Annotated in this window: 7 protein-coding genes; 6 read left to right on the top strand and 1 reads right to left on the bottom strand. The window is 58.2% G+C overall.

What is annotated here, in order from left to right:
- Positions 1-217 precede the first annotated feature (217 nt).
- The 3 genes from ACR0KC_RS20130 to ACR0KC_RS20120 are packed head-to-tail and all read left to right on the top strand — an operon-like array spanning position 218 to position 18540.
- Complete coding sequence (locus ACR0KC_RS20130) at positions 218-8185, top strand: SpvB/TcaC N-terminal domain-containing protein (protein WP_480772190.1); 7968 nt, start codon at positions 218-220, stop codon at positions 8183-8185.
- A gap of 28 nt (positions 8186-8213) precedes the next feature.
- On the top strand, positions 8214-15161 hold the full coding sequence (locus ACR0KC_RS20125) for a neuraminidase-like domain-containing protein (RefSeq protein ID WP_480772189.1): 6948 nt from the start codon (positions 8214-8216) through the stop codon (positions 15159-15161).
- A 19-nt stretch (positions 15162-15180) separates the two neighbouring features.
- Positions 15181-18540, top strand: a complete 3360-nt coding sequence (locus ACR0KC_RS20120) for a Tc toxin subunit A-related protein (protein ID WP_480772188.1) — start codon at positions 15181-15183, stop codon at positions 18538-18540.
- A gap of 23 nt (positions 18541-18563) precedes the next feature.
- On the opposite strand, the gene ACR0KC_RS20115 is transcribed toward ACR0KC_RS20120, so the two are convergent.
- Complete coding sequence (locus tag ACR0KC_RS20115) at positions 18564-20093, bottom strand: sulfatase-like hydrolase/transferase (protein WP_480562828.1); 1530 nt, start codon at positions 20091-20093, stop codon at positions 18564-18566.
- A 375-nt stretch (positions 20094-20468) separates the two neighbouring features.
- Here ACR0KC_RS20115 and ACR0KC_RS20110 point away from each other — a divergent pair, with 375 nt between their 5' ends.
- The 3 genes from ACR0KC_RS20110 to ACR0KC_RS20100 are packed head-to-tail and all read left to right on the top strand — an operon-like array spanning position 20469 to position 23723.
- The gene (locus tag ACR0KC_RS20110) at positions 20469-21272 is read left to right on the top strand and encodes an inositol monophosphatase family protein (protein ID WP_170408817.1); all 804 of its coding nucleotides are present in this window, start codon (positions 20469-20471) and stop codon (positions 21270-21272) included.
- Between the two features lie 4 nt (positions 21273-21276).
- Positions 21277-22977, top strand: coding sequence for a Na/Pi cotransporter family protein (locus tag ACR0KC_RS20105; protein ID WP_480772187.1), 1701 nt, complete (start codon positions 21277-21279; stop codon positions 22975-22977).
- The gene (locus ACR0KC_RS20100) at positions 22974-23723 is read left to right on the top strand and encodes an N-formylglutamate amidohydrolase (RefSeq protein WP_480707492.1); all 750 of its coding nucleotides are present in this window, start codon (positions 22974-22976) and stop codon (positions 23721-23723) included. Before ACR0KC_RS20105 ends, ACR0KC_RS20100 begins: the two co-directional genes overlap by 4 nt.
- Positions 23724-23842: the final 119 nt, after the last annotated feature.

Genomic DNA, 23842 nt, shown 5'->3' with positions numbered 1-23842 from the left:
GCAGGTCCCGCAACCCCTGTGATAAGCTGCAGGCGCAATGAAACTTCGTAGCCTTGTCCAAGGCTTGCGAGGTTGTGCTTAACAACACAACCAGAACGGTATGGCAGACAATCGCCGATCCCATCTGATTGCATTGACCCAGCGGTTTCCGATTGCTTACCTTACGTAAAGCGCCCCTGTGGCGCTGATATTTTTATGACGAATTTATGGTGGCCGAATGTTAGGCTCCACTGCCATTTCCCGACCTCAAAGGTCGGAAGCATCCGCCATTTCAGGTGACAATGGCGCCAACAAAGATGTGCTGTCGCTTAATCTGCCGAAAGGCGGTGGCGCGATTTCTGGTATTGGTGAAAAGATCACCTCGAATCCGGTGACCGGGTCTGCGTCCTTGACGATTCCGGTTCCTGTGAGCCCCGGGCGTGGTGGTTTCACACCAGAGTTGCAACTGAGCTATGAGGCTGGCACCAGCAGCGGCATTTTCGGCTTTGGATGGTCACTTTCGCTGCCCGAGATCACGCGCAAAACGGAAAAGGGCCTGCCCCAATACGACGATGCCGCCAGATCGGATGTCTTCCTGATTTCTGGGTCTGAAGATCTGGTGCCGCTGCTCGATTCTCAGGGGGCACAATGGGAAGATCGCGCGCGGTTTCCAGGTGTGACCATCCACAGGTTCCGCCCACGGATCGAAAGCACTTTTGCCCGCATTGAGCGGTGGACAGACGAGGCGTCGGGTATCGCGCATTGGCGTGTCACGTCGCGCGAAAACGTCACTTCGATCTATGGCGCGTCAGGCCTATCAAGGGTGGCAGACCCGGACGACCCCGCCCGTGTATTTCGCTGGTTGTTGTCCGAGACCTTTGACGACAAAGGCAACGCCATCCGATACGAGCATGTCGCCGAAGACGCAGTTGGAATCGATCAGGCGCAGGCGCACGAAGCCAATCGGTCCCGCACAGCCGAGCGGTATCTGAAACGCATCCGCTACGGCAATCGAGTCTCTCGTTTGGTTGATCCGGATGTGAATGCAGGTGGATGGCTGTTCACGGTCGTATTCGATTATGGCGAAGACCACCTGTTGCCAATCGCACCTGATCCCAACGTGGCGGCGGATGCTCAGCATGAGCTTGTACATGCATCCGCTAATCCCGGCCGAAATTGGCAAGTGCGCCCGGACCCCACATCAAGCTACCGCGCGGGCTTTGAGGTTCGGCGCTATCGCCGCTGCCATCGAATTCTGACCTTTCATGATATCCCCGACCTGCCGACGGGCGAACCGGGCTATCGCGGTCTCGTGAAGACAACCGAGTTTTCCTATGACGATTTCACCCCTCCCGGTGCTGACACTGATGACGAGCGTCAGCACCCCGGCAGTACGCGTTATGGCTCATTCCTCATGGCGGTCGCGCAGTCGGGCTTCGCTCCGGACGATACGGTTGCACCGCTCGATGTGAACGGAGCCACGTTCCTCGCCTACAGACGACAGGCAATTCCACCGGTGGAATTCACCTATAGCCGAGCTGAAGTGAACGATATTGTGCACGGCCTTGACCGCGAGCAGACCGAAGGTGCTCCGGCCGGACTTACCGATCCGGCAAACTGGGTTGATTTGGACGGTGACGGTGTTGGTGGAATTTTGACTTCGACCCCAGGTGCCTGGCATTACACTCGCAACCTTGGACCAATGAATGGCACGGCGCGCTTTGCTGCCCCCGTGCTGGTTGCCGAACGGCCTGCATTTGCCGAGTCAGGTCAATGGATGGACCTTGCCGGGGATGGTCGCCCGGATCTGGTGGTAATGGACCGGACAACCCCGGGGTTCCATGAGCGCGACGCGCAATCAGGTTGGTCCGACTTCCGCGCGTTTGAATATTGGCCACATGTAGATGCGTCCAATGACAGCATGAAGATGGTTGACCTGACTGGCGATGGCCTTGCTGACATTCTTCTGACCGAGGACACCGCTTTTGTCTGGCACCCCTCTGAAGGCGAGGCCGGGTTTGGCCCCGCGCGCAGGCAAGCGCAGCCATGGAACGACACTGACGGACCCCGACTTGTGTTTTCCGATCCGGAGGCTGCAATTTTTCTGGCGGATATGTCCGGCGACGGATTGTCTGATCTGGTTCGTATCCGCTGTGGTGAAGTCGCCTATTGGCCCAATTGCGGATATGGGCGTTTCGGCACCAAAGTGGCGATGGACGACGCGCCACAATTTGATCGCCCCGAAATGTTCGACCGCAGCCGCCTGCGCCTGACGGATATCGACGGCTCGGGCACCACCGACATTGTCTATCTGGGTGCAGAAGGTATCGACCTCTATTTCAACATGTCTGGCAACCGGCTTGCACCGCGTCGACGCCTAGGGAATGTGCCGCCGCTTGATACCGAAACTTCGGTTGATCTGCTCGATCTATTTGGAACGGGCACCGCCTGTCTTGTGTGGTCCTCTACTTTGTCCCGCGACGCAGGTCAGCCTCTGCGTTACATCGATCTGATGGGCGGACAAAAACCGCACCTCATGACCCGATATGTCAACAATTTCGGTGGCGAGACCGAATTGCGCTATGCCTCGTCGTCGCGGTTTTACCTGCAAGACCTTTATGAAGGACGTCCTTGGGCCACGCGCCTGCCGTTCCCGGTGCAGGTGGTTGATCGCATCGTCACATATGATCGTGTGGCGCAAACCCGGTTCGTATCTCGCTTTGCCTTTCACCATGGTCATTTCGACGGGGTCGAGCGCGAGTTTCGCGGGTTCGGCATGGTCGAACAATGGGACACCGAGGAATTCGCAGCGCTCTCGTCAGATGCGCTGGGGCCACTGGCATCAAACGAAGACCCGGCATCTCATGTTCCGCCCGTCCTGACCAGAACATGGTTTCATACCGGCGTGTATCTCGACCAAGGTAGTCTGCCCGATGTCTTGGCTGGTCTGCTTGATGGGCAGGATCGTGGGGAATACTGGCGCGCACCCGCTTGGCGTGACGACGATGTTGAAGCGCGGCGGCGGCTTTTGCCCGACACGGTGTTGCCACCCGGATTGACAACCGAAGAAACACGCGAGGCTGCGCGCGCGCTTCGCGGCACGGTGCTGCGGCGTGAAACCTATGCGCTCGATGGCAGGGCGGAGCCCGGCTATCCCAATGGTCACCCCTATCAGGTGGTTGAGCAAACGCAGACTGTGCATTTGCTGCAGTCCCGTGGACTCAACCGTCATGCCGTGTTTCTGACCCATGCCCGGGAAAGTCTAACCGCGCATTATGAGCGGATCCCCGATGACCCGCGCCTTCAGCATCAGGTCATACTGGAGGTTGACCCGTTTGGGACTGAACTGCGCCGCGTCGATGTCATGTATGGCCGGCAAACACCTGATCCGACGCTGACGCCTGAAGATCAGGCGCGTCAGGCGCAGTTACATGCGGTATTACACACGCGGCGCGTCACGGACCTGATCGCGACAGATCAAACCTACCGCGCCTCGGTTTCATGTGAAGAGCAAAGCTTTGAGCTTACCGGCTTAAGCCCAGCGCCGGGTACGCGTTTGTCCTTTGATGAGATCGAGACAGAGGCGAACGCTGCAGCCGATCTTGCTTATGAAGCGACCCCAACCGCGGGTCAGGTGCAGCGTCGTCTGATCGAACACCGCCGTCAGTATTTCAGGGATGATACGCTGACCGGCCCACTGCCGCTTGGCCAGATGGGCAGTTTGGGGCTTTTCCATCAAAGCTTCCAACTGGCCTTCACGCCGGGTCTTGTCACGCAGGTTTATGGAGGCCGCGTTGGTGCAGCCGAGATGGCGCAGGCAGGATACACCGAGATTGACGGTGACGGCCAGTGGTGGCGGCCATCGGACCGTCAGCTTTTGTCGCCCTCAAGCGGTGATACGCCCGCGCAAGAGCTGGCATTTGCACGTCAGCATTTCTTTCGACCACATCGCCTGCGGGACCCGTTCCATCAGCCTACGACACCTACGGAAACAACAGCCCGCTATGACGCTTTCGACCTGCTGATCGAGGAAACGCAGGACGCATTGGGCAATCGCATGTCGGCAGGGGTACGCTCGACCGGTCCAGCTGGCGCAATCACCGAACGCCGACAGGATTATCGCGTTTTGCAAGCCTCGGTATTGACCGATGAGAACGGTAATCGCAGCGAGGTGGTCTTTGACGCCTATGGCCGCGTGACCGGCATGGCCCGAATGGGCAAGGTCGATGGGCCCGACGAAGGTGACAGGCTGGATGGCTTTGATCCGACACTGGTGCCTGCAGCACGCACCCGAGTGCTGACTAATCCGCGTGGACCTGAAGCTCTGGCAGCACTTGGGCGCGCGACAATGCGTTATGTTTATGATCCCTGGGCCTATTATCACTCTCGTGGGGATCCTGTCCCATCACCCGTCATCGGTCTTTCCCTGCATCGAGAGGTTCACGACAGTGATCTTTTGCCGGGTCAAACCACCCCGTTCCTGGCCGAACTTACCTTTACAGATGGGATGGGGCAGGAAATTCAACGCAAGATTCAGGCCGAAGACGGTCCGGTCCCAACGCGTGATAGCTCGGGGAACATCCTGCTGGGACCTGATGGTCGGCCGGTTATGTCCGCATCGCCGTCGCCACGCTGGGTTGGTACCGGCTGGCAAGTGCGTAACAACAAGGGCAATATTGTTCGACAGTTCGAACCGTTCTTCACAGATCGCCCGACCTATGAGTCCGACCTCCGCATCGGTGTAAGCCCAATTTTCTTCTACGACGCATTGGGCAGAGAGATCGGGATTTTGAATCCCGATCATGCATGGAGCAAACACCGGTTTTCTGTTTGGGACCAGACGACATGGGACCCGGGCGATACTGTACTGATTTCGGATCCCGCCCAAGACCCCGATCTTGGCGACCATTTCCGCAGGTTGCCGCAGGCTGCCTATTTACCCACTTGGCACGCGCTGCGCACCGATCCGGCGCAAGCGCAGGCGTTGGCGACCCGTTTCCCCGATCCCGAAGACCGGCAGCGCGCCACTGAGGCTGCATCGAAATCGGCGCTTTATGATGACACACCGATGCGGGCATTGGCGGATACCCGTGGTGCGCTGATCGCGCGCCTCACCACGAACCGCACTCTCTACAGCAACACGGCCCCGGGCACCCTACCGACCGAGACACTCCACCGCGTTGCGACCGAAATCGATATCGAAGGCAATACGCGCCGAACCTGGGATGAGCTTGGGCGCGAGGTTCAGCGTACCGCTTTCGACATGCTCAGCACCGCCATTCGGACCGACAGTATGGAGGGCGGTACCCGTTGGCGGCTATCGGATGTAAATGGCGAAACGGCGTTTACGTGGGATGCGCGCGACCACCGGCTGCGCCACGAATTCGATGTATTGCGCCGACCCATCGCCACTCATCTAAGCATCAATGCGGTTCCTGAGCTGCGGATCGATGAAACGGTCTACGGAGAATCGCTGCCGACACCCGAAGCCCTGAACCGCCGCAAACGCATTGCGATCAGCCGCGACCAATCCGGCACGATGGAAATTCTGGCCCATGATTTCAAAGGCAACCCAATCCGCAGCCAGCGGCAACTGGCGCAGGAGTTTCGCACCACGCTCGATTGGGCCGCACCCGTGGCGACTGAGCCCGAGATTTTCGCAGGGCAAACCCGCTTTGACGCGCTGGACCGTCCGGTTCAACTGGTGCCGCTGCAACCGCAAGGGCCGGGCGCGCGCATCCAGGTTGTGCAGTACCGCTATAACCCGTCCTCGCGGCTTGATCGGGTGGACACCTGGCACGCACGACCCGCGGCACCTGACACTTTGTTGGATCCCGCCACTGCGGATCATGCCGTGGTCTCAAGCATTGCATATAACCCTTGGGGCGACCGCGAACGCATAACCTATGGCAACGCGGTTGAAACAGAAATCCTGCATGATCCGTTGACCCGTCTCACCGAACGCATCATCACCCGGCGCGAAGCAACGGGTTTTGGCTCGGACTGTCCGACACCGCCAGTTGCAGGCTGGCCAGGATGCCACTTGCAGGCGCAGCATATTATCTACGATGTGTCTGGCCACGTGACCCACATCCGCGACAGCGCGCAACAGCAGATCTTTTTCCGTAATCGCCGTGTTGATGCCTCTAACGACTATACATTTGATGCCTTGCATCGATTGATCGAGGCGACGGGCCGCGAACATCTGGGCCAGCAAGGCGGCGCACCCGGCGCCCACAGCTATAACGATGCCGCGCGAACTCGGCTGCCACACCGCAGTGATGGTTTCGCCCTTGGCCGGTATCTTGAGCGTTTTCACTATGACATTGCGGGCAACTTGATTGAGATGCGCCACCGGGGCTCTGATCCCGTGGCACCCGGTTGGACGCGGACTTACACCTATGGTGAGGACAGTGCCCTGTCTGCGGGGGTACCTTCGAACCGCTTAACTCAGACATCGGTCGGTGCTGTGAATGATATCATCAGTCAGGGCGGTGATGGCTATGATGCGATGGGCAACATGCTGCGCCTTTCCCATCTGGATCAGATTGAATGGGACCATGATAACCAACTGCGCATGTGCCGCCGTCAGGCGATTGGACCCGATGATGCGGATGGTCTGGCCCACCAAGGGGACCGCACTTTCTTTGTTTATGCCGCCGATGGAGCCCGCATCCGCAAGGTGACGGAAACCGTCGCAGGGGCTATCCGGCGCGAGACAATCTCGCTGGGCGGGTTCGACATAGTCCGCGAAACGGGGGCAAACCCGCGTACGCGTGAGACACTGCATGTGGGTGACGAAGCCGGTCGCATCGCATTGGTTGAGACCACGATCGCGGGTAGCACCGTCAGCCGTGTCATTCGGTTCCAGCACAGCAACCATGTTGGCAGCGTAGGGATTGAACTGGATCAGAACGGCGAAGTTCTGTCTTACGAGGAATACAGCCCCTTCGGCAGCACCACTTACCAAGGCGTTGCCACTGCAGGTCTGGGGCCGAAGCGGTTCCGATACACAGCGATGGAGCGGGATGCCGAAACCGGGCTCACCCACCACGGTGCGCGCTATGCTGCCCCCTGGCTTGGCCGATGGATCAGTGCCGATCCCATCGGTATCGAAGGTGGGCTGAACCTGTATGCCTATGCTTATAACAACCCGGTTACGCTTAACGATCCCGAGGGCACGGCGCCGCCCTCAGTACCCGCCGGAGGACTTGAAGTTGCTTCGTTGCAAAAGGGTCTTGAGACGCTTGATGAACTGGCAACGCATGTCAGAAACACCGAAGGCAGCGTTCAGGAATTTGCACTGATCAAGGAAAACAACACGTTCAAGATACTGAAAGGTACGGCCTCAAGACCCGAAGTCTCGATCCCCAAAGGTACAACGGCCATCGCGCATACGCATCCGCCCGGTGCCATGGTTTCCTTTGCCGACGTCAATACCACCCATGCCCAAGGTGTAAAAGTTGCCGGGGTTCGATCTCATCTCGTGGCGCATGGCAATGGCAATTGGACACTGATCGAGATTCCGAAACAGGGCAACGGTATGCTTACCTCATTCAACACCAATACTGGTATGATTGACGGCACCGTGCAGGTCTATCGCCCCGGCGCTGCACCGAAGAATGCGGTTATGGTACAACAGCTCGATACCATACGCGGGGTGAACAAACCGGGTAAGATCACCTCGATCTCGAAATTGGCCAAGGCGCTGAAAGGCAGCAAGGCCGTGTCGCACACCCTGTCCGGGGGCCGCGCCATCCTGGGGGTCATGGGCCGTGGGCTCATGGTGATCGGTATGGCGGCCAGCGGCATTCAGGTTGGCACAGGGATCACTCAAATCGCCGAAGGCGAGACCGGCGTTGGCACTGCAAATGTGGTCGAGGGCACGGCCTCGGGCACGCTCAACGTGGTCTCGGTGTCGGGCAAGCTCGTCACGGGTGGTGGTGCCGGATCGGTCCTTGCCGCCGGGCTCGCAGCTTTCGGCTCAATTGCACTGGCCGGAACCGAAGCTCGCTCCGCAATCAAAGGCGAAAAAACCGCCGCGCGCGAAGCGGCCGATTTTTGGGTGGACGAAATCGACGCAGGCCATCGTCAGGGCGGCGTTGGCGGCTTCTTCCGACGGTCCGCTGGATACCTTGGCCTGGGCGCGGCAGGCACGATGTCGATCCTGCAAGGCCAGGGCATCAAAGGCCATTTGAAATGGTGAACGCAGTTGTCAGAAAGGGTACCTCCTCATGACCAAAGTTACGCATCCGCTAAAGCCCAGAATGCGCCGCGCTACGGTGGGCGATCTGCAATCCGCTTTGCTGGCACTGCTGCGTGAAGGCTTGCTGCTGGCCAATGATATCAGCGCGCGCCGAGCGCTGGCCGATATCGTGTCGCGCGAAAAGGATGGCCGCACACCGACCTACGGAAAGGGCACCACTGAAGCCGTTCGCCTGGTTCAGAAAGAGGCCGATCTGTCCCCGACCGGCAGTGTCGATAAAAGAACGGCAGCTGTGATTAACGATCTGGTCGCTCGACTGGACACGCCGACGGATTTTGGCACCTACCGTGTCAGCGGTCGCGTTATAAGTGCGCAAAGTGCGGCTGTTGATGGCCTTGCTGTTGTTGTTGTCGACAAAGGTGTCGGCGGCGAAGTTGAACTGGGGAAGGCTACAACCGGTAAACGCGGTGCCTTCGAGATTGTGTTTGCCGGAGATCAGATCACCAAGCGCGGCAAGGATGCACCAGACCTTCAGGTGCAGGTGCGTTTGAATGACGATGTGGTTGCCGCTTCGGCGGTGGAATATGACGCCGGACCGGATTCCGAGCTTTCCGTGGTTCTGCCTGCTGAAAGTGCCGCAAAACTGTTGTCAGAACACGCCACACTGACCAAGGCGCTCTCTGGTCAGTTCAACGGTGCCTTGTCGAAACTTGAAGAAAGCGACACCCGTCAGGACATCACATATCTGGCCAATAAAACAGGTTGGGACGCGCGCGCCGTGGCACTGGCGTCGCTATCCCAACAGTTGTCTGACAAGACCGCTGGACGGCGTGGTCAACGCATCGACTCTGGCCTGTTCTATGCGCTTTTACGTGCAGGTGTTCCCGCCGATGACACCGCGGTTTTCCGCACGCCCCCTGCTAAAGTGGCGCAAATCTGGAAATCCGCGCTGGATGAAGGATTGATCGACGCCAAACTGGCGGATCAGACAGATGCCTCCCTTGCCCGATTTACCGAAGTCTCCGCGCGCGTGCGGCTGGATACGCCCCCTCCCGGGGCTTTGGCCGGAATGCAGCCTTTGCTTGCACTTTCGCTGACGCGGGATGACGAGCGTGAAACTTTTGCCGCGCTCCATGCGGCGCATGGTGATGATCTCGATACATTCTGGACCGAGGTAGAGGGTAAGTTGGGTCAGGACAAAGCCACCCGTTTGCAGACCGATGGCAAGCTTGCCTATCTGACGCTCAACAACTCCAAGCTGGTCGAACGCTTGCATCGTGACACCGATGGCGATGCGGACGGTACGTTGGGAGGCCTAGTGAAGGCGGGTTTTCATAAAGCCGATGCCTGGGCCGCGATCATGGATGATACCGACCCCGTGCCAGAGGCAGTTCAGGGCCGGGATGCCGCCGAAAGACGCGCCAACTATGCAGAATTCATGGCCGCTCAGGTGCGGCTGTCTTTCCCGACTGCGGTTGTTGCGGAAATGGTCCGGGCGCAGGAGACGCCATTGGTCGATACCGGGTTGTCGAACAACGTTCATGAATTCCTCGCAAAACATGCCGATACCTTCCAGATAGGTCAGCAGCCCGTAGCGCGCTTTATTGCAAAAAATGCGCTGGACGAACCGCCAGAAGTGGTGCGCGAAATCTCACGCATTCAGCGGGTCTATCAGATCTCGCCCGACGACGGCAGTATGAATACCATGCTGGCTGCAGGGTTGGATTCGGCCTATGCGGTCGTGGCGCTGCCACAAGATGAGTTCCTGCGCGCCCACAAGGCCGTTCTGAACGAGGCCGTCGCGATGCAGATCTACCGCAAGGCCGAACAGGTTCATGGAGCGGTTCTGAATCTGGCCACCGCTTATATGACTCACCGGATGATGCCAGCGATCGGCCCCAGCGTGGGCGCTGCTGACGGGTTTTTGAACCCTACCCCGGGCGGGTCGGACAATTTTGGCGATGTGCTCGCATACTCCACATTAGAAGAGCTATTTGGTTCGATGGATTATTGCGGATGCGAGCATTGCCGGTCAGTCCTCAGCCCCGCAGCCTATCTTGTCGATCTTCTGCTGTTTCTCGATCGCCCCGCGACCGAGATTCCGAACGGCTTCACCAATCCACTTGATGTGTTGCTTGATCGGCGGCCTGATATTCAACACCTGCCTCTGACTTGCGAAAACACTCTGACGCCTGTGCCATACATCGACTTGGTGAACGAGGTGCTGGAGCATTTCGTTGTCAACGGCATGTCTTTGGGTGGATATCAGGGTCATTCGACCGATGGTCAAACACCGCCTGAAGAGTTGCTGGCCAGTCCACAATTTGTGCGCGATGCCGCCTATGCCACGCTGGCCACCGCCCAATTCCCTGCCCCCCTGCCGTTTGACCGTTCGTTGGAGGCACTGAAGGCCCTGTTCAATCGTTTCGACGCGCCTTTACATCGGGTTATGGCCGACTTGCGTTCGTCAGACGCGCTGGACGATACACCGTACGGATGGCGCGACATCTGGCTGCAGCGCTTGAACATCTCGCGCGGTCTCAACGCCGTCCTGACCGAAAGCGTGGCGGTTGCCGGGTCAGCGCGACCCGATCTGACAGTGCGTTCGCTTTATGGTTTTGATGCGGGTGCCAGCGCAGCCGAAGTGCGTGATGGCTTGGAAAGCGTGCGCGACCTGTGCCGCCGCACCGAGATCACGCCGGTTGATCTCGTGAACATCCTAAAGACCGAGTTCGTGAACCCCGGAGCCGCGCTGATCCCGAAGCTTGAGCATCTTGGCCTGGGCTTCGACGATATCCGGGCCTTCCGGGACGGCGCGATCAACTCCGCAGAACTACAAAGCCGGATGGCGGCAGGGGTCGAGCCTGAACGCTTTGGGGGTGATATCGAGGCATGGTTGCTTGATGACACTACTTTCGACCGGATCATGGGTCTGATCGTGCTTACAAATCCGCAAGACCCGTCGGATATGTGCGACCTAAGCGCGCTTGAATTGCGTCACCCAGACCCTGATCCGCTGTCCAACCGCCTTGAATGGAATGACTTTATCCGGATTAACCGGTTCGTCCGTATGTGGCGTGTTCTGGAACTTAGCATTGCCGACACGGATGCTATCATCTCGGCGCTTTATCCGACGAACCAGATGCCGGGCGGCGCCGACGCGCAGGTGGACCTGGCTCGCATGGACGCCGGCTTTGCCGAGCTCCTGCCACAGTTGGGCATCGCCATGTCGGCCCTTGATGCGCTGGAGCTAAGGCCCGAGGACGCGCTGCGCCCGATCCTGGCCCTCTTTGGACCAATCAGCACCAATGGAACCGCCGCGCTATTCCGTGAAATGTTCCAGCGACCTGCTCGCGAAAACCCCGCCTTTGCCGAAGATGGTTTTGGCGGTGTGCTTACAGACCCTGCGGCCCTGTTGCTGCCCGAGGTTGAAACCTTGCGCGCGGCCTTTTCATTGACGGGTCCGGAATTTAACCGGATCGTCGCTGTTTTGGGGTTCGATGACACGACACCCCTGACCATCGAGACGGTCAGCGCAATCTACCGTCGCGGCTGGTTGACGCGCGCGCTTGAGCAAAGCGTGCCGGGATTGGAGCGTTTGCTTCAAGCCACCGGTCTTGACCCCTATGGCCCGCAAGACGCCACTGCACCCGCTCTGCTGACGGTTATCGATCTGGTGCATCGCCTGTCCGAGCTAGGCCTGTCGCTGGAAACAGCACTGGCGCTGCTGTTGAACCATGACCCAAGTGGCCAGACGACACCACCCGCAGAAAACATCACGACCCTGGCACGCGATCTGCGTGCAGGGTTTGCGGCGATCACCAATGACTTTGTTCTGGTGGACGATCCCGATGGCGGTATTGCCCGGTCCCACATGGCTCTGGTCTATGGGGCCGAAGCGACCGAGCAGTTCTTCGGATATCTGGAGGCCACATCCTCGGCCGAGGTTACCTATGACCATTCTGCCACTGCGCTAGAGCCGGCGATCCTGGCCGAGGCGCCCGATCAAATCGCTTATGACGATTTCCGCAAGGTTCTGGTTTTCAACGGGCTCATGTCGACCACTGTCAGAGATGCCCTGCAGGCCGTCGCCGGGACACCTGCTGCCTTCACGCCAGCAATTGACGCTTTGTTCAATGCAAGCGAGGCACAATCACAGCCATTTTTCACCCGCTTCACCGAGCTGCTCCCGCTTCACGACGCATACCGCAGCTCAACTGCGTCAAAGGCCGAGGCCTATCGTGCCCTGCTTGAAGGAATCCTGCCGCAGCTGATCTCAAGACGGAAACGCCAGGTGGCGCTGCAGCTTCTGGGTACCGCGATCGAGGTTGAGGCTGATCTGGCAGCCGTCCTGTTCGAAAAGGCCGAGGTTCTGCATGCGGTGACTGATCCGGCCAGCTCCGCGCTTGAGGATGCCCTGATGCTCGAATCCGGGGGTCTGAGTGCTGAAATCAGCGATGGTCCGGCCCACACTGCACCGCCTGCGCGGGTCGAAACCATATCTGGCGCGATTGATTTTGCCTCCACTGGAACAGTGCTGCCAGACAATCAAACCACACCAGGTTCTTCGATTTCGATCCGGTTACGGGGATATCTGGAAGCGCCTGAAAACGGATTCTTCAACATTGCTGTCGAAGCTGATGCGGGCGCGACCGTGACACTCAGCATCGCAGGCGAACCTGTTCCTCTGACCGAGGCGGGCGGCATATGGTCAAACACCAACGCGATCGAGCTTCGCGCAGGCACTTTGGTCGAAATCGCGCTGGGCGTGGCCAATGTGACCGACCGACTGGCGTTGCGTTGGAGTGCACCGGGCCGAGGAACTGAGGTCATCGGCGCTTCGCATCTCTACCCGGCTGATCCGGTATCGCATCTGGGCGCGGCCTTCCTGCGCACGCGCCGCATTGCCAGGTTGTCCGAAACGCTGAAACTTGACGTCGCTGAGGTCTTGCACCTGACGACACATGGCGATTTGCAGATTGCGGGTGCGGCCTGGCCAAACAGCCTGCCCGTCACCGGCACACCTGATGATCCGACCTCTGCCGCGCTGATGGGGGTGCTAACGGCACACCTGCGCATGGCGCGATTAAAGGCGGCTTATGCCCCTGAAAATGCCCGGCTGGTCTCGATAGCCGAGAATCCAGCATTCGCCATAGCCGACGCCGAGGCTGAGTTGTTCCAAGTCACGCGCTGGGATCCCGTGGATATCGCCGCCCTGTTGGTACATTTCGGACTCACCCCAGCCGATATTGGCGATCTGGCCGTTCTGGAGCGGCTTCATGACATCGCCGAATGGCTGACGGCACTTGGGATTCCGGCGACAGCGCTTATCGCTGCCGCAACACCCGCCCCAACCGGACCCATTGTGCGGAATTTCCGCGCCGCCCTTCGTGCGCGTTACAGCCCGGATGACTGGCTCAAAATCCTGCAACCGATCAATGACCGCCTGCGCAAGCGCCAGCGTGATGCATTGGTGGCGCATATCCTGCACGATCTGCGCGGGCGTCCGGATGCGGCGCATATCAACACGCCCGAAAAGTTGTTCGAATACTTCCTGATGGACGTGCAGATGGAGCCGTGCATGCTCACTTCGCGGGTTCGCCACGCATTGTCCTCGGTACAGATCTTTACCGAGCGCTGCCTGATGAACCTTGAACCCCGTGTGGCTGCATCCAGCCTCAGGTCGAAACACTGGGAATGGATGAAACGCTATCGCGTGTGGGAGGCAAACAGGAAAATCTTCCTGTACCCTGAAAACTGGATGGAGCCGGAATTGCGCGACGACCAGTCACCCTTCTTCCGTGAGGCGATGAGTGAATTGTTGCAGGGTGACATCACCGAGGAACGCGCAGCCACCTCGCTGATCGGGTATCTGCAGAAACTGGAAGAGGTCGCCAAGCTGGAAGTATGCGGCCTCTACCAGATCGAGGGCGATCCGGGTGCAGCAGACGATGTGCTGCACGTCATCGGGCGGACCGCCGGGGCCAAGCGCAGTTATTACCACCGAACCCGTGCCTACGGCTCGTGGAGCGCGTGGGAGAAAATCCCGCTGGATATCGAGGATAATCCGGTCATGCCGCTGGTCTGGAACAATCGTCTGTTCCTGTTCTGGATCAAGATGATGCCGGAAAACACGGCACAAGGAACACCCAACGCGGGATCAGGCCCGCTGGCCGAGGTTGAGGCGTCATCGTTGATGGATGTTGATGAACCCACCTTTGACGTCAAGGTCATGCTGAACTGGACCGAACGGGTGGATGGCGTGTGGCAACCGCCGCGCAGTTCGGATCCTGATGAGCCCCTGTTGCTGCGCGAAAACGTGCCAGCCCGAGAGATGCGCAATTTCCGTAAGGGCATCCGCCTGTCTTCATTCCCATGGACCAACGGGATGCGGATATCGATCTCGTACAAGGATTGGCTGGGCGTTTCGTTCTTTATGTACAACACGTTTAGCACACCCGATACGCGCTCACCCAAGAAGGCGCCGCATTTCTTGCCGAAACGTATTACGTCGACCGGGTCAAACCGCCTTACAGCGATCTATTCCAATGACGGGATCACGCATCGGTTGCTGTCCAATAAGGCGCCCGATCAGGCCACACAGCCGCATCACCCGACCAATGGAGAAGCCTGGGAGTCGCCGTTCTTCTATGCCGACCCGCGACATGTGTTCTACGTGTCCACGAAACAGCGGATCGTTGAAGTTGTGACTTGGCTTGATTTTGGCCGCGTGGCCGAGGTTGACCCGACAATCGATACCATGGTGCTGGCATTCGAGCCGCTTGCCGAGCAGCCCGACCGGATTGAACGGGTGACTGCAATCCCCGGCTTTGGCAGCGCCGACCTGAGCACTCTTCGTGCATTCGTGACCGAAGACGCCTTTGTCCATACAGCGCTGGGCACCGGTGGCACGGTCCGCTTTGGCGACCGCGACATCGGCCCGATGGGCAGCACCGTCCGCATGCGTCGCACTTGATCCGGAAAGGACTTTGATCATGGATACCAGCAAGATCAGCACTTACGGCTATCATCACCTGCTTGATCAGGACATTTTCGGCCCCCAGAAGATCAAGCTTATCAGCTATGAAAAACACTGGGACTACACGTTTGAAAACTTCTTCCACCCCTTTGTATCGGAGTTGATCGAGCGTCTGAACATACAGGGTGTGCCCGGGATGTTGTCCCCGGAGTTTCACAAAAGCTTGCGCAAGTCATTCTTCAATTCCCTCTATTCCCCGCAGGAAACCGACAAGATCGACATCCATTCGTTCCCGAAGGAAATCGACACGCGGATGGGTGGGCCTTATGCCAACTACAATTGGGAACTGATGTTCCATGTGCCGCTGACCATTGCGGTGCACTTGTCCAAGACCCAACGTTTCGCCGAAGCGCAACGCTGGTTCCATCTGATTTTCGATCCGACCGAGAATGACCCCGATGTACCGGTGCCCACACGCTATTGGCGTTTCCTTGCCTTTCGCGAGGGCGAAGCCCAATCCATCGATACGTTGTTGACCCTGCTCAGCAAACCAAACGACGAATGCACCGACGCGGAGCTGGCCGAGAAAGAAGCGATCCTAAATGGGTATGAAGCGGTGCGAAACACCCCATTTCAGCCCTTTGCAGTCGCGCGCACACGGACGATTTCATTCATGATGCACGTGGTGATGAAGTACCTCGACAATCTGATTGCCTGGGGTGACAACCTGTTCCAGCAATTCACGCGCGAAGCCATCATGGAAGCGCTGCAGATCTATGTGCTCGCCTCGAACTTGTTGGGCGACAAGCCGCAGCGGTCACCTGCGGGTGGAACAACCACGCCACGCACCTTTGCGCAGCTTCGGGCGCAAGGGCTTGATCCGATGGGCAATGCATTGGTCGAGCTTGAAGGCGCGTTCCCCTTCAATTTCACAACGCCAACAGGTGCGGGCACCAGCGACAGCGCTGCGCCGTTATTCGGTATGGCCCGCACGTTGTATTTCTGCATCCCGCATAATGAAAAGCTGCTGGGTTATTGGGATACGGTTGCCGACCGGCTGTTCAAAATCCGCAACTGTATGGATATCGAAGGGCAGGTTCGTCCGCTTGCCCTGTTCGACCCGCCGATCGATCCCGGAATGCTGGTCAAGGCGGCGGCGGCTGGGCTGGATATCGGCTCGGTCGTGTCAGGCTTAAATCAACCGGTCAGCCCCGTCCGCTCGCGCGTGTTGATCGAGAAGGCGGCGGAATTGGCTGGTGAGGTCCGAAATATCGGGTCGGCGTTGCTGACCGCCTTGGAGAAACGCGACGCCGAGGCGCTAGCCCTGTTGCGGCAGGGGCACGAAGTCAGCTTGCAGAAACTGCAAGTCGATCTGCGTTACCTGCAATGGAAAAACACCGAAGCAGCGACGCAAGCGCTGATAGGCAGTCGTGGCGCGGCGCTTGAGCGATTGAACTATTACAAGCGCCTGCTGGGTCAGGAAGCTGATCCAAATGCGCCCGAGACCCTTGAGTTGACCCGTCAGACCCTGACAAAGGCCAATTTCGACGAAGCCTACGAAGCACTTGTTGCGCAATATGACGTGCCGGTTCAGCGGCTGGAGTTTCCCGATCTTGAGCGTCCGGGCGATGGCGATGGCGCGCAGACGTCAGGCCAAACCGGGGACGGAGACCTTCACCTGTCGAAAAAAGAGAATGAAGAACTTAACATCCTGCTGCCAATAGCCCGGGACACAACGCTGGCCAAATCGGTATTCCACTCGATCTCGGCAACGCTTACCCCGATCCCCGACCCGAAACTGGACCTGCATTATTGGGGCCTCGGTGGCACCATCGACTTTAAGGTAGGAACCGTGCTGTCCTCGGTCATGCGGATCGCGGGGGATGTATCCGGGATGATCGCGGATTGGAACCGTGATCAGGCCGGGATGGCGGCTCGCGCTGCCGCCTATGAACGCCGCGCCGACGAATGGATATTGCAGCACAATCTGGCGGCCCATGATGTGATGCAGATCGGGCGTCAGATTCTGACATCGTTGATCGCGGAACAGGCGCAGCATCGCGAATACCTGAACTTGAAGAAGGCAATCCGTCTAACAGAGCGGACCCGCGATTTCTTGCAGGACAAATACACCAACGAAGAGCTCTATGGCTGGCTGCAAGGCGAGTTGTCAAAGCTGTATTACGAGTACTACCGCTTTGCCTTCGATACTGCGCGGCGTGCCGAGCAGACCATGAAAGCCGAACTGATGCGGCCCGAGCTGGATCAGAAAACTCTGGTGCAGTTCAACTATTGGGATGGCGGTCGCAAGGGGCTTCTTTCCGGCGAAGCGCTGCTGCTGGACGTCAAGCGGATGGAGCTTGCGTATCATGAACACAACCGCAACGAATACGAGCTGACCAAACATGTCAGCCTGCTGCAAATCGATCCACTGGCCCTGGTCAACCTACGACGCACGGGTCGGTGTACCTTCAAAATCCCCGAGGCGCAGTTCGATCTGGATGGGCCGGGCCACTATTTCCGCCGGATCAAGAGTGTTGCGCTCAGCCTGCCCTGCCTGTCCGGGCCCTATATTGGGACCCACGCGAAACTCGTGCATCTCAAGAGCAGCATCCGGCAACGACCGGATATCGGGGATGGCTATGTTCGCACGGGCCCCGAAGACGACCGTTTCGCCGATATTCACAGCGCCGAAAGCAATGTGTTCAGTGCGGCTCAAATGGAAACCGGTCAGTTCGAGGGCATGCCTGATGATCGCTATTTACCATTCGAGAATGTGGGCGCAGTCAGCGAATGGCGGCTAGAGCTGCCGGCGGACCCAACGCAGGGCGATCCGCAACAGTTCGACTATGACACGATCTCGGACGTCGTCTTGCACCTGCGCTACACTGCGCGGGATGGCGGTGGACCCGTGCGTAATGCGGCGGTTGATCATCTGAAAGCCGATATCGCGGCAGACGGGACTGTGGGCAATGTGCGGCTATTCTCACTGCGGCACGAGTTCCCGACGGAATGGGCGCGCTTCCGCCGCGAAACACCCGCTGCGGGTGGGCGTCACGAGCTGCGGCTGACACTCCGACCCGAGCACTATCCCTATTGGTCGGCTGGTCGCCTCACGACGCTCAAACGGTGCGATCTTTTTGCTGAAAGCAGTCTGGATGCTGCTCCGGCAACAATCACGGTGTCTGATCGTTCTGATACCAGCGACGGAGGTGTGGTTCAGGACACATTGACCCGCCGTCCGGAACTGGGCGATCTGGCGGTTGGTCAGTTGGCGACGGTTCCGTTGCCCGCAGGCCCAACGGGTGAGATCGTGCTGTTTTTCGACACCGCAGAGTTCGAGGATATGCTGATGACTGTAACCTGGGGTGGTTGACGATCCTCAGCCATATAGGAACGTCACGGTTGGCGCGGACCATCCGGGGTGATCATCCAGTTTGACAGGGTCTTGTCCATTTTCCGCATCCGGTGACGCAACATGTCGCGTGTCATGCGCGCCAATGTGGCGGCGTGTTCAGGATGTTCTGCCACGTTCTCCATCTCACCCTGCCCTTCACCGTCAAACAGCATGGGCGGAAGATCAGCCGCAAACTCAACCAATGTAAACCGGTCGTCGCGCAGGATGCTCAGGCAGCTGTCCTCTAACCCCGTTTCCAGATCGCGTTGCCAGCGGGTTGGGTTCAGCGGATCAGCGAAGTCCAGCTCCGAGAATGAATAGCGGCGCCAGTCAGCCGGGGTTGAGGATTCACTCTGAAGGAAGGGCAACAGCGAATGCCCATTCATGGAATCCGGTATTGTCTGCCCGATCCATTCGAGAATCGTCGGAACGATATCAATCGATTCCGTGGGTGCCTCGACCCGTTTACCACGGGCTCCATCGGGCATGCGCACGATCAAGGGTGTATGATAGGCCGCATCATAAACCGACATCTTACCCCAACTGTGCCGATCCCCCAGCATCTCGCCATGATCTGCGGTGACCACCAGCATAGTGTTGTCGTACTGCCCTGTCTCTTTCAAAAACGAAACCACGCGGCCGATATGATGATCTACCTCCGTGGCAAGACCCAGATAGATCGAACGCAGCGTCTGCACTACCTCGTCCGTCGGTTCAAGGTCCGGGAAACCTTCAACAAACCCGGCAACCGTGCTGTTGGCCCGTGCCGGAGCGAAAAACGGATGCAACGCCTCTTCGGCCTCGGCGGTTAGCAGTCGCGATGGCAATGGTAGCGAGGCAGGGTCATACATTCGGTTATATGGTGCCGGGGCTACCAGCGGTGGATGCGGGCGAATGTAGGTCAGATGTGCAAACCATCCCCTGTCATCATCCGCATACGCCGGCATGGTTTCCAGAAACCGATCGGTTAGAAAGGCGGTATCGCTATCCTCGGCTGCGTAGAAGGCCGGGTCATTCAGTGCAGGCTGGCCGCCATTGGGTGCGACCGGTTTGAACACGTCAATATAGTTTTCGAACTCATATCCACGGTTTTTCAGATGAGAACGCCATGGGAATGACATCTCCAAACGCATTTCCAGCATTTCCTGAAAACCGGCCATGTGGAATTCATATGACCTGAGCGCCGGGTCTTTTGCATCAAACACGCGCGGGTCCTGTGATGTGTCGGTATATCCAAACAGCATCGGCAGATACCCTGCCTTGCGCATCTCGCTGGCGATGGTCGGTGCATCGTGGCGCAGGGGCGTGCCGTTTCGTACCGACCGGTGGTTCATCGCGTATTGCCCGGTCAGCAATGAGGCGCGCGATGGCCCGCAGGGGTTGGTAACGGAAAAGTGCCGCGTGAAAGAAACACTGTCCTCCATCAATGCGCGCATGTGAGGCAGGTCAACATGGGCCTCCAATGCCCCAAACAAACAATCCGCCCGCATCTGGTCGGTAATGATAAACAGGACGTTGTGTTTGTCTGTCATATCCCGGTGCTCCTGATCGCTGAACCGAATCTTTGGCCCTGCGCGTGTATTCCTGCCAAAACTACGCGGCGGTATTGCCTGCTTTGCCTCGGAATGGCGATACCCACCGCTCAAAAATCCACAAACGAAACCGCTAATCAACCAAAAACGGAATAATTTGGTTGAATAAGTTGTTTTTTGTGGGTTAATGTTGCTGTGCTGTGTGGGGTTTTGTGACGTTGATGCTTAAAAGATGTTGCGTAATGCAGCATCGCAGAGTGACGATACAACCGGAACACCCATGTGCAATGGCGATCCGTTAGTCATCCAGTTTACCTGTACCATGACGGCGTCTCTGAATACTGCTTAAGGCATTGCAATGAGGGACAAAAACAGATGCTAACCCCACCAAATACCGTTGCAACGCCCGAAGGTACGTCAGATATCGCGATTCACGCCGCCGAAATCGCCAATATCGCCGCGCAAGCTGCGCGCGGGTACTTTCGGGGACGTTTGGGGGTTGAGTTCAAGGCGGACGAAAGCCCGGTCACACAGGCGGACAAGGGTGTCGAGGCCGTTGTGCGACAATATTTGGCTGAGAACTTTCCAGATGACGGTATCTTTGGCGAAGAGCAGGGGTTCGAAGGTCAGGATCGGCAGAATGTCTGGATTGTAGATCCCATTGACGGCACCCGGTCATTCCTGTCGGGGCATCCGTTGTTTGGGTTCCTGTTGGGATATCTCACGAATGGTGTTCCCCGATTGGGGGTCATCGGCATGCCTGCCCTGAACGAATTTCTGATCGGCATGAAAGGTCAAGGGGCCACACTGAATGGCAAGCCTGTCTCGGTCAGCGTTACACGCCAATTGAGCGACGCAGTTTTTTTCGTCAACGAAGGCGACAAGATTTACCGGGATCATCCGGCCCTGTTTGATCGGTTGATGAATTCGGGACAGACCCGACGCTTTGCCTATGACTGCTACCCGCATGCACTGCTTGCGATGGGCCATGTTGATGCGGTCATCGATTATGATCTGCAGCCTTATGACTATCTGCCGGTTTCCGCCGTAGTTGAAGCTGCGGGCGGGATCATGAGCGATTGGGAGGGTAAGCCGCTAGGTCTGAACTCCGACGGCCGAGTCATATCGGCGGCCACGCCGCAACTGCATTCCGAGCTGCTTGATCTGGTGAACGGATAACGGAATGGCGATTGTCAGTTTCCTCATAAGTCTGGCTGGTGCAACGATGCTGCTGCTCTACGCTGTGCGCATGGTGCGCACGGGCATCGAGCGTAGCTATGGTGCATCGTTTCAGCGGGTGATGACGGGGCAGCGCAGCTATGTGCAGGCCTCGATGGTAGGGCTTACAATGGCCGTCGTCTTGCAAAGCTCGGCCGCGGTTGCATTGCTGACCTCCGGATTTGCGGCGGGCGGGATGTTGGCCTTTCCGACCGGGCTCGCGATGGTTCTGGGTGGCGATCTCGGCTCGGCGCTGATCATTCAGGTTCTGTCCTTCAAACTGGATTGGTTGGTGCCGCTACTGCTTGCGGTCGGCGGCTATCTGTTCGTCAAGACAGAGGCCAAGAAACCGCGCCAGTTGGGCCGTATTCTGATGGGTGTCGCATTCATCCTGATCTCACTGCGTTTTCTACGCGAGGCGATGGACCCGATCCGTGACAGCGCCTTTCTACCCGCCACCGCCGAGTATCTTGCGCGTGATTACATCACAGCGTTCCTGGTCGGTGGAGCGCTGGCCTTTGTCATGCATTCTTCGGTCGCTGCGATCTTGATGTGTGTGACCCTGGTGCAAATCGGGGCGATCCCGTTTGCCGCCGGGCTCTCGCTGGTGTTGGGTGCTAATTTCGGGTCCGCCTTCATCCCGGTTTGGCTGACACGCGGCATGGCCCTGTCTGCAAGGCGCATTCCCTTCGCTAATCTGGCGCTGCGGGGCAGTTGGTCAATTGTCTCGCTGTTTGCTGCCAACCTGGCGCTGCGAACCGGAGTATTGGGCGATCTGCAAGGCGGGCAGATGCTGGTGAATGCACATCTGATTTTCAACGCCTCGCTTCTGGTTCTGGCACTGCCGTTCTGCGGCATGCTGTGCGCGCCATTCGAAAAACTGCTGCCCGATCCGAAAAGTCCTGAAAGCAGCGCGCAGCCCGGGCAACCGATCAGCGCACTTGATCTCGACTCCCTCAGCAGACCCAATCAGGCCCTGTCTAACCTCAAACGCGAGCTTCTGCGGATGAGCGATATGGTTGGCTCGATGTTCCGGCCTGCGCTGGAGCTCTATCGCAGTGGTGACAAGGAGCAGATCCGGGCCATTCGGGACATGGATACTGATGTGAACGATTGCCTTTCTGGTATCCGGCAATATGTGGCGGCTATCCCCGCTGATGCGTTCGGCAAGGAAAATGCCAAGATTGCGCGGGACCTAATGGAATATGCCATTCGCCTGGAAACCGCGGGCGACGTGGTGGCCAAACGCCTGACGGCATTGGCGGATGACATGCGCAAAAAGGGGGCCGCGTTCTCGAAAGAAGGTTGGTCAGAGCTGGTCGAAATGCACGAGGGGATTGTGGCCAACCTGAAACTGGCCTCGAACGTGCTGATCTCGGACGATCTGGAAAGCGCGCGTCTGCTGAGCCTGGAAAAAACCGAAATCAAGCGGGCCGAGCGTGACAGTCGCAAACGCCACCTTAAACGCTTGCAACATGGCAGCGCAGAAAGCTTTGAAACCAGTGACATCCACCTCGAAACCCTGCGCGCCTTTCGCGAATTCAACAGCCATATCGCGGCGGTTGCCTATCCGATCTTGTATCGCAATGGGCAGTTGCTTGAAACGCGTCTGATCGAAGAAATGCCGCAGATGGAACAGGATGCGGATACCGAGGTCAAAGGATGACCGGATCGGTCGAAATCCTGAACCAGGCGGGCGTTGGGCGCGTCGTTCTGCTGTGTGAACATGCAAGCAACCGCATTCCGTCAGAGTTTGATGACTTGGGATTGTCCGCATCCGCGCGCGTCAGCCATGCTGCTTGGGATCCGGGCGCAATGGCGCTGACACGGGCGCTGTCGACAGCGCTTGATGCTCCGGTCGTGGCCTCGACCGTCTCGCGATTGGTCTATGATTGCAACCGTCCGCCCGAGGCGGCAAGCGCAATGCCCGAGAAATCAGAACTGATCGAAGTGCCGGGCAATGTGGGCCTCGATCAATCGCAACGCGATGCACGCATCCAGGCAGTGTATGCCCCGTACTGTCAGGCAGTTGCACAGGTTCTGGATGCGCGCGGTCCGGATACAGTCGTTGTGACTATTCACTCCTTCACGCCAGTCTATTTTGGGCAGCCGCGCGCGGTTGAACTTGGACTTCTCCATGACGAGGACAGCCGTCTGGTCGATGCAATGCTGGATCACATGGATCAGATCCCGCATCGCCGCACGGAACGCAATCAGCCCTATGGCCCCGCTGACGGTGTAACGCATTCGCTCCGTCTCCATGCGCTGAGCCGGGGGCTGGCCAATGTGATGATCGAGGTACGCAATGATCTTTTGGGCAATGAAATACAGGTTGCCAACATGTCCCGGGACATACTGGCGCTGCTTGAACCGGCGCTGAACGATATCACGATCAGGGAGGGCGCATCGTGAGCGCGACACTGACATTTGAGCATTTGAAGGCTGAGGTTTCGTCTGGCGAGATTGATACGGTATTGGTTTGTCTGGTTGACATGCAGGGCCGTTTGATGGGGAAGCGGTTTCATGCGGGT

The sequence above is a fragment of the Ruegeria sp. CF3 genome, assembly GCF_056537365.1.
Note: the sequence above shows the minus strand (reverse complement) of the source record. Positions and strands in the feature narration are given on the sequence as shown.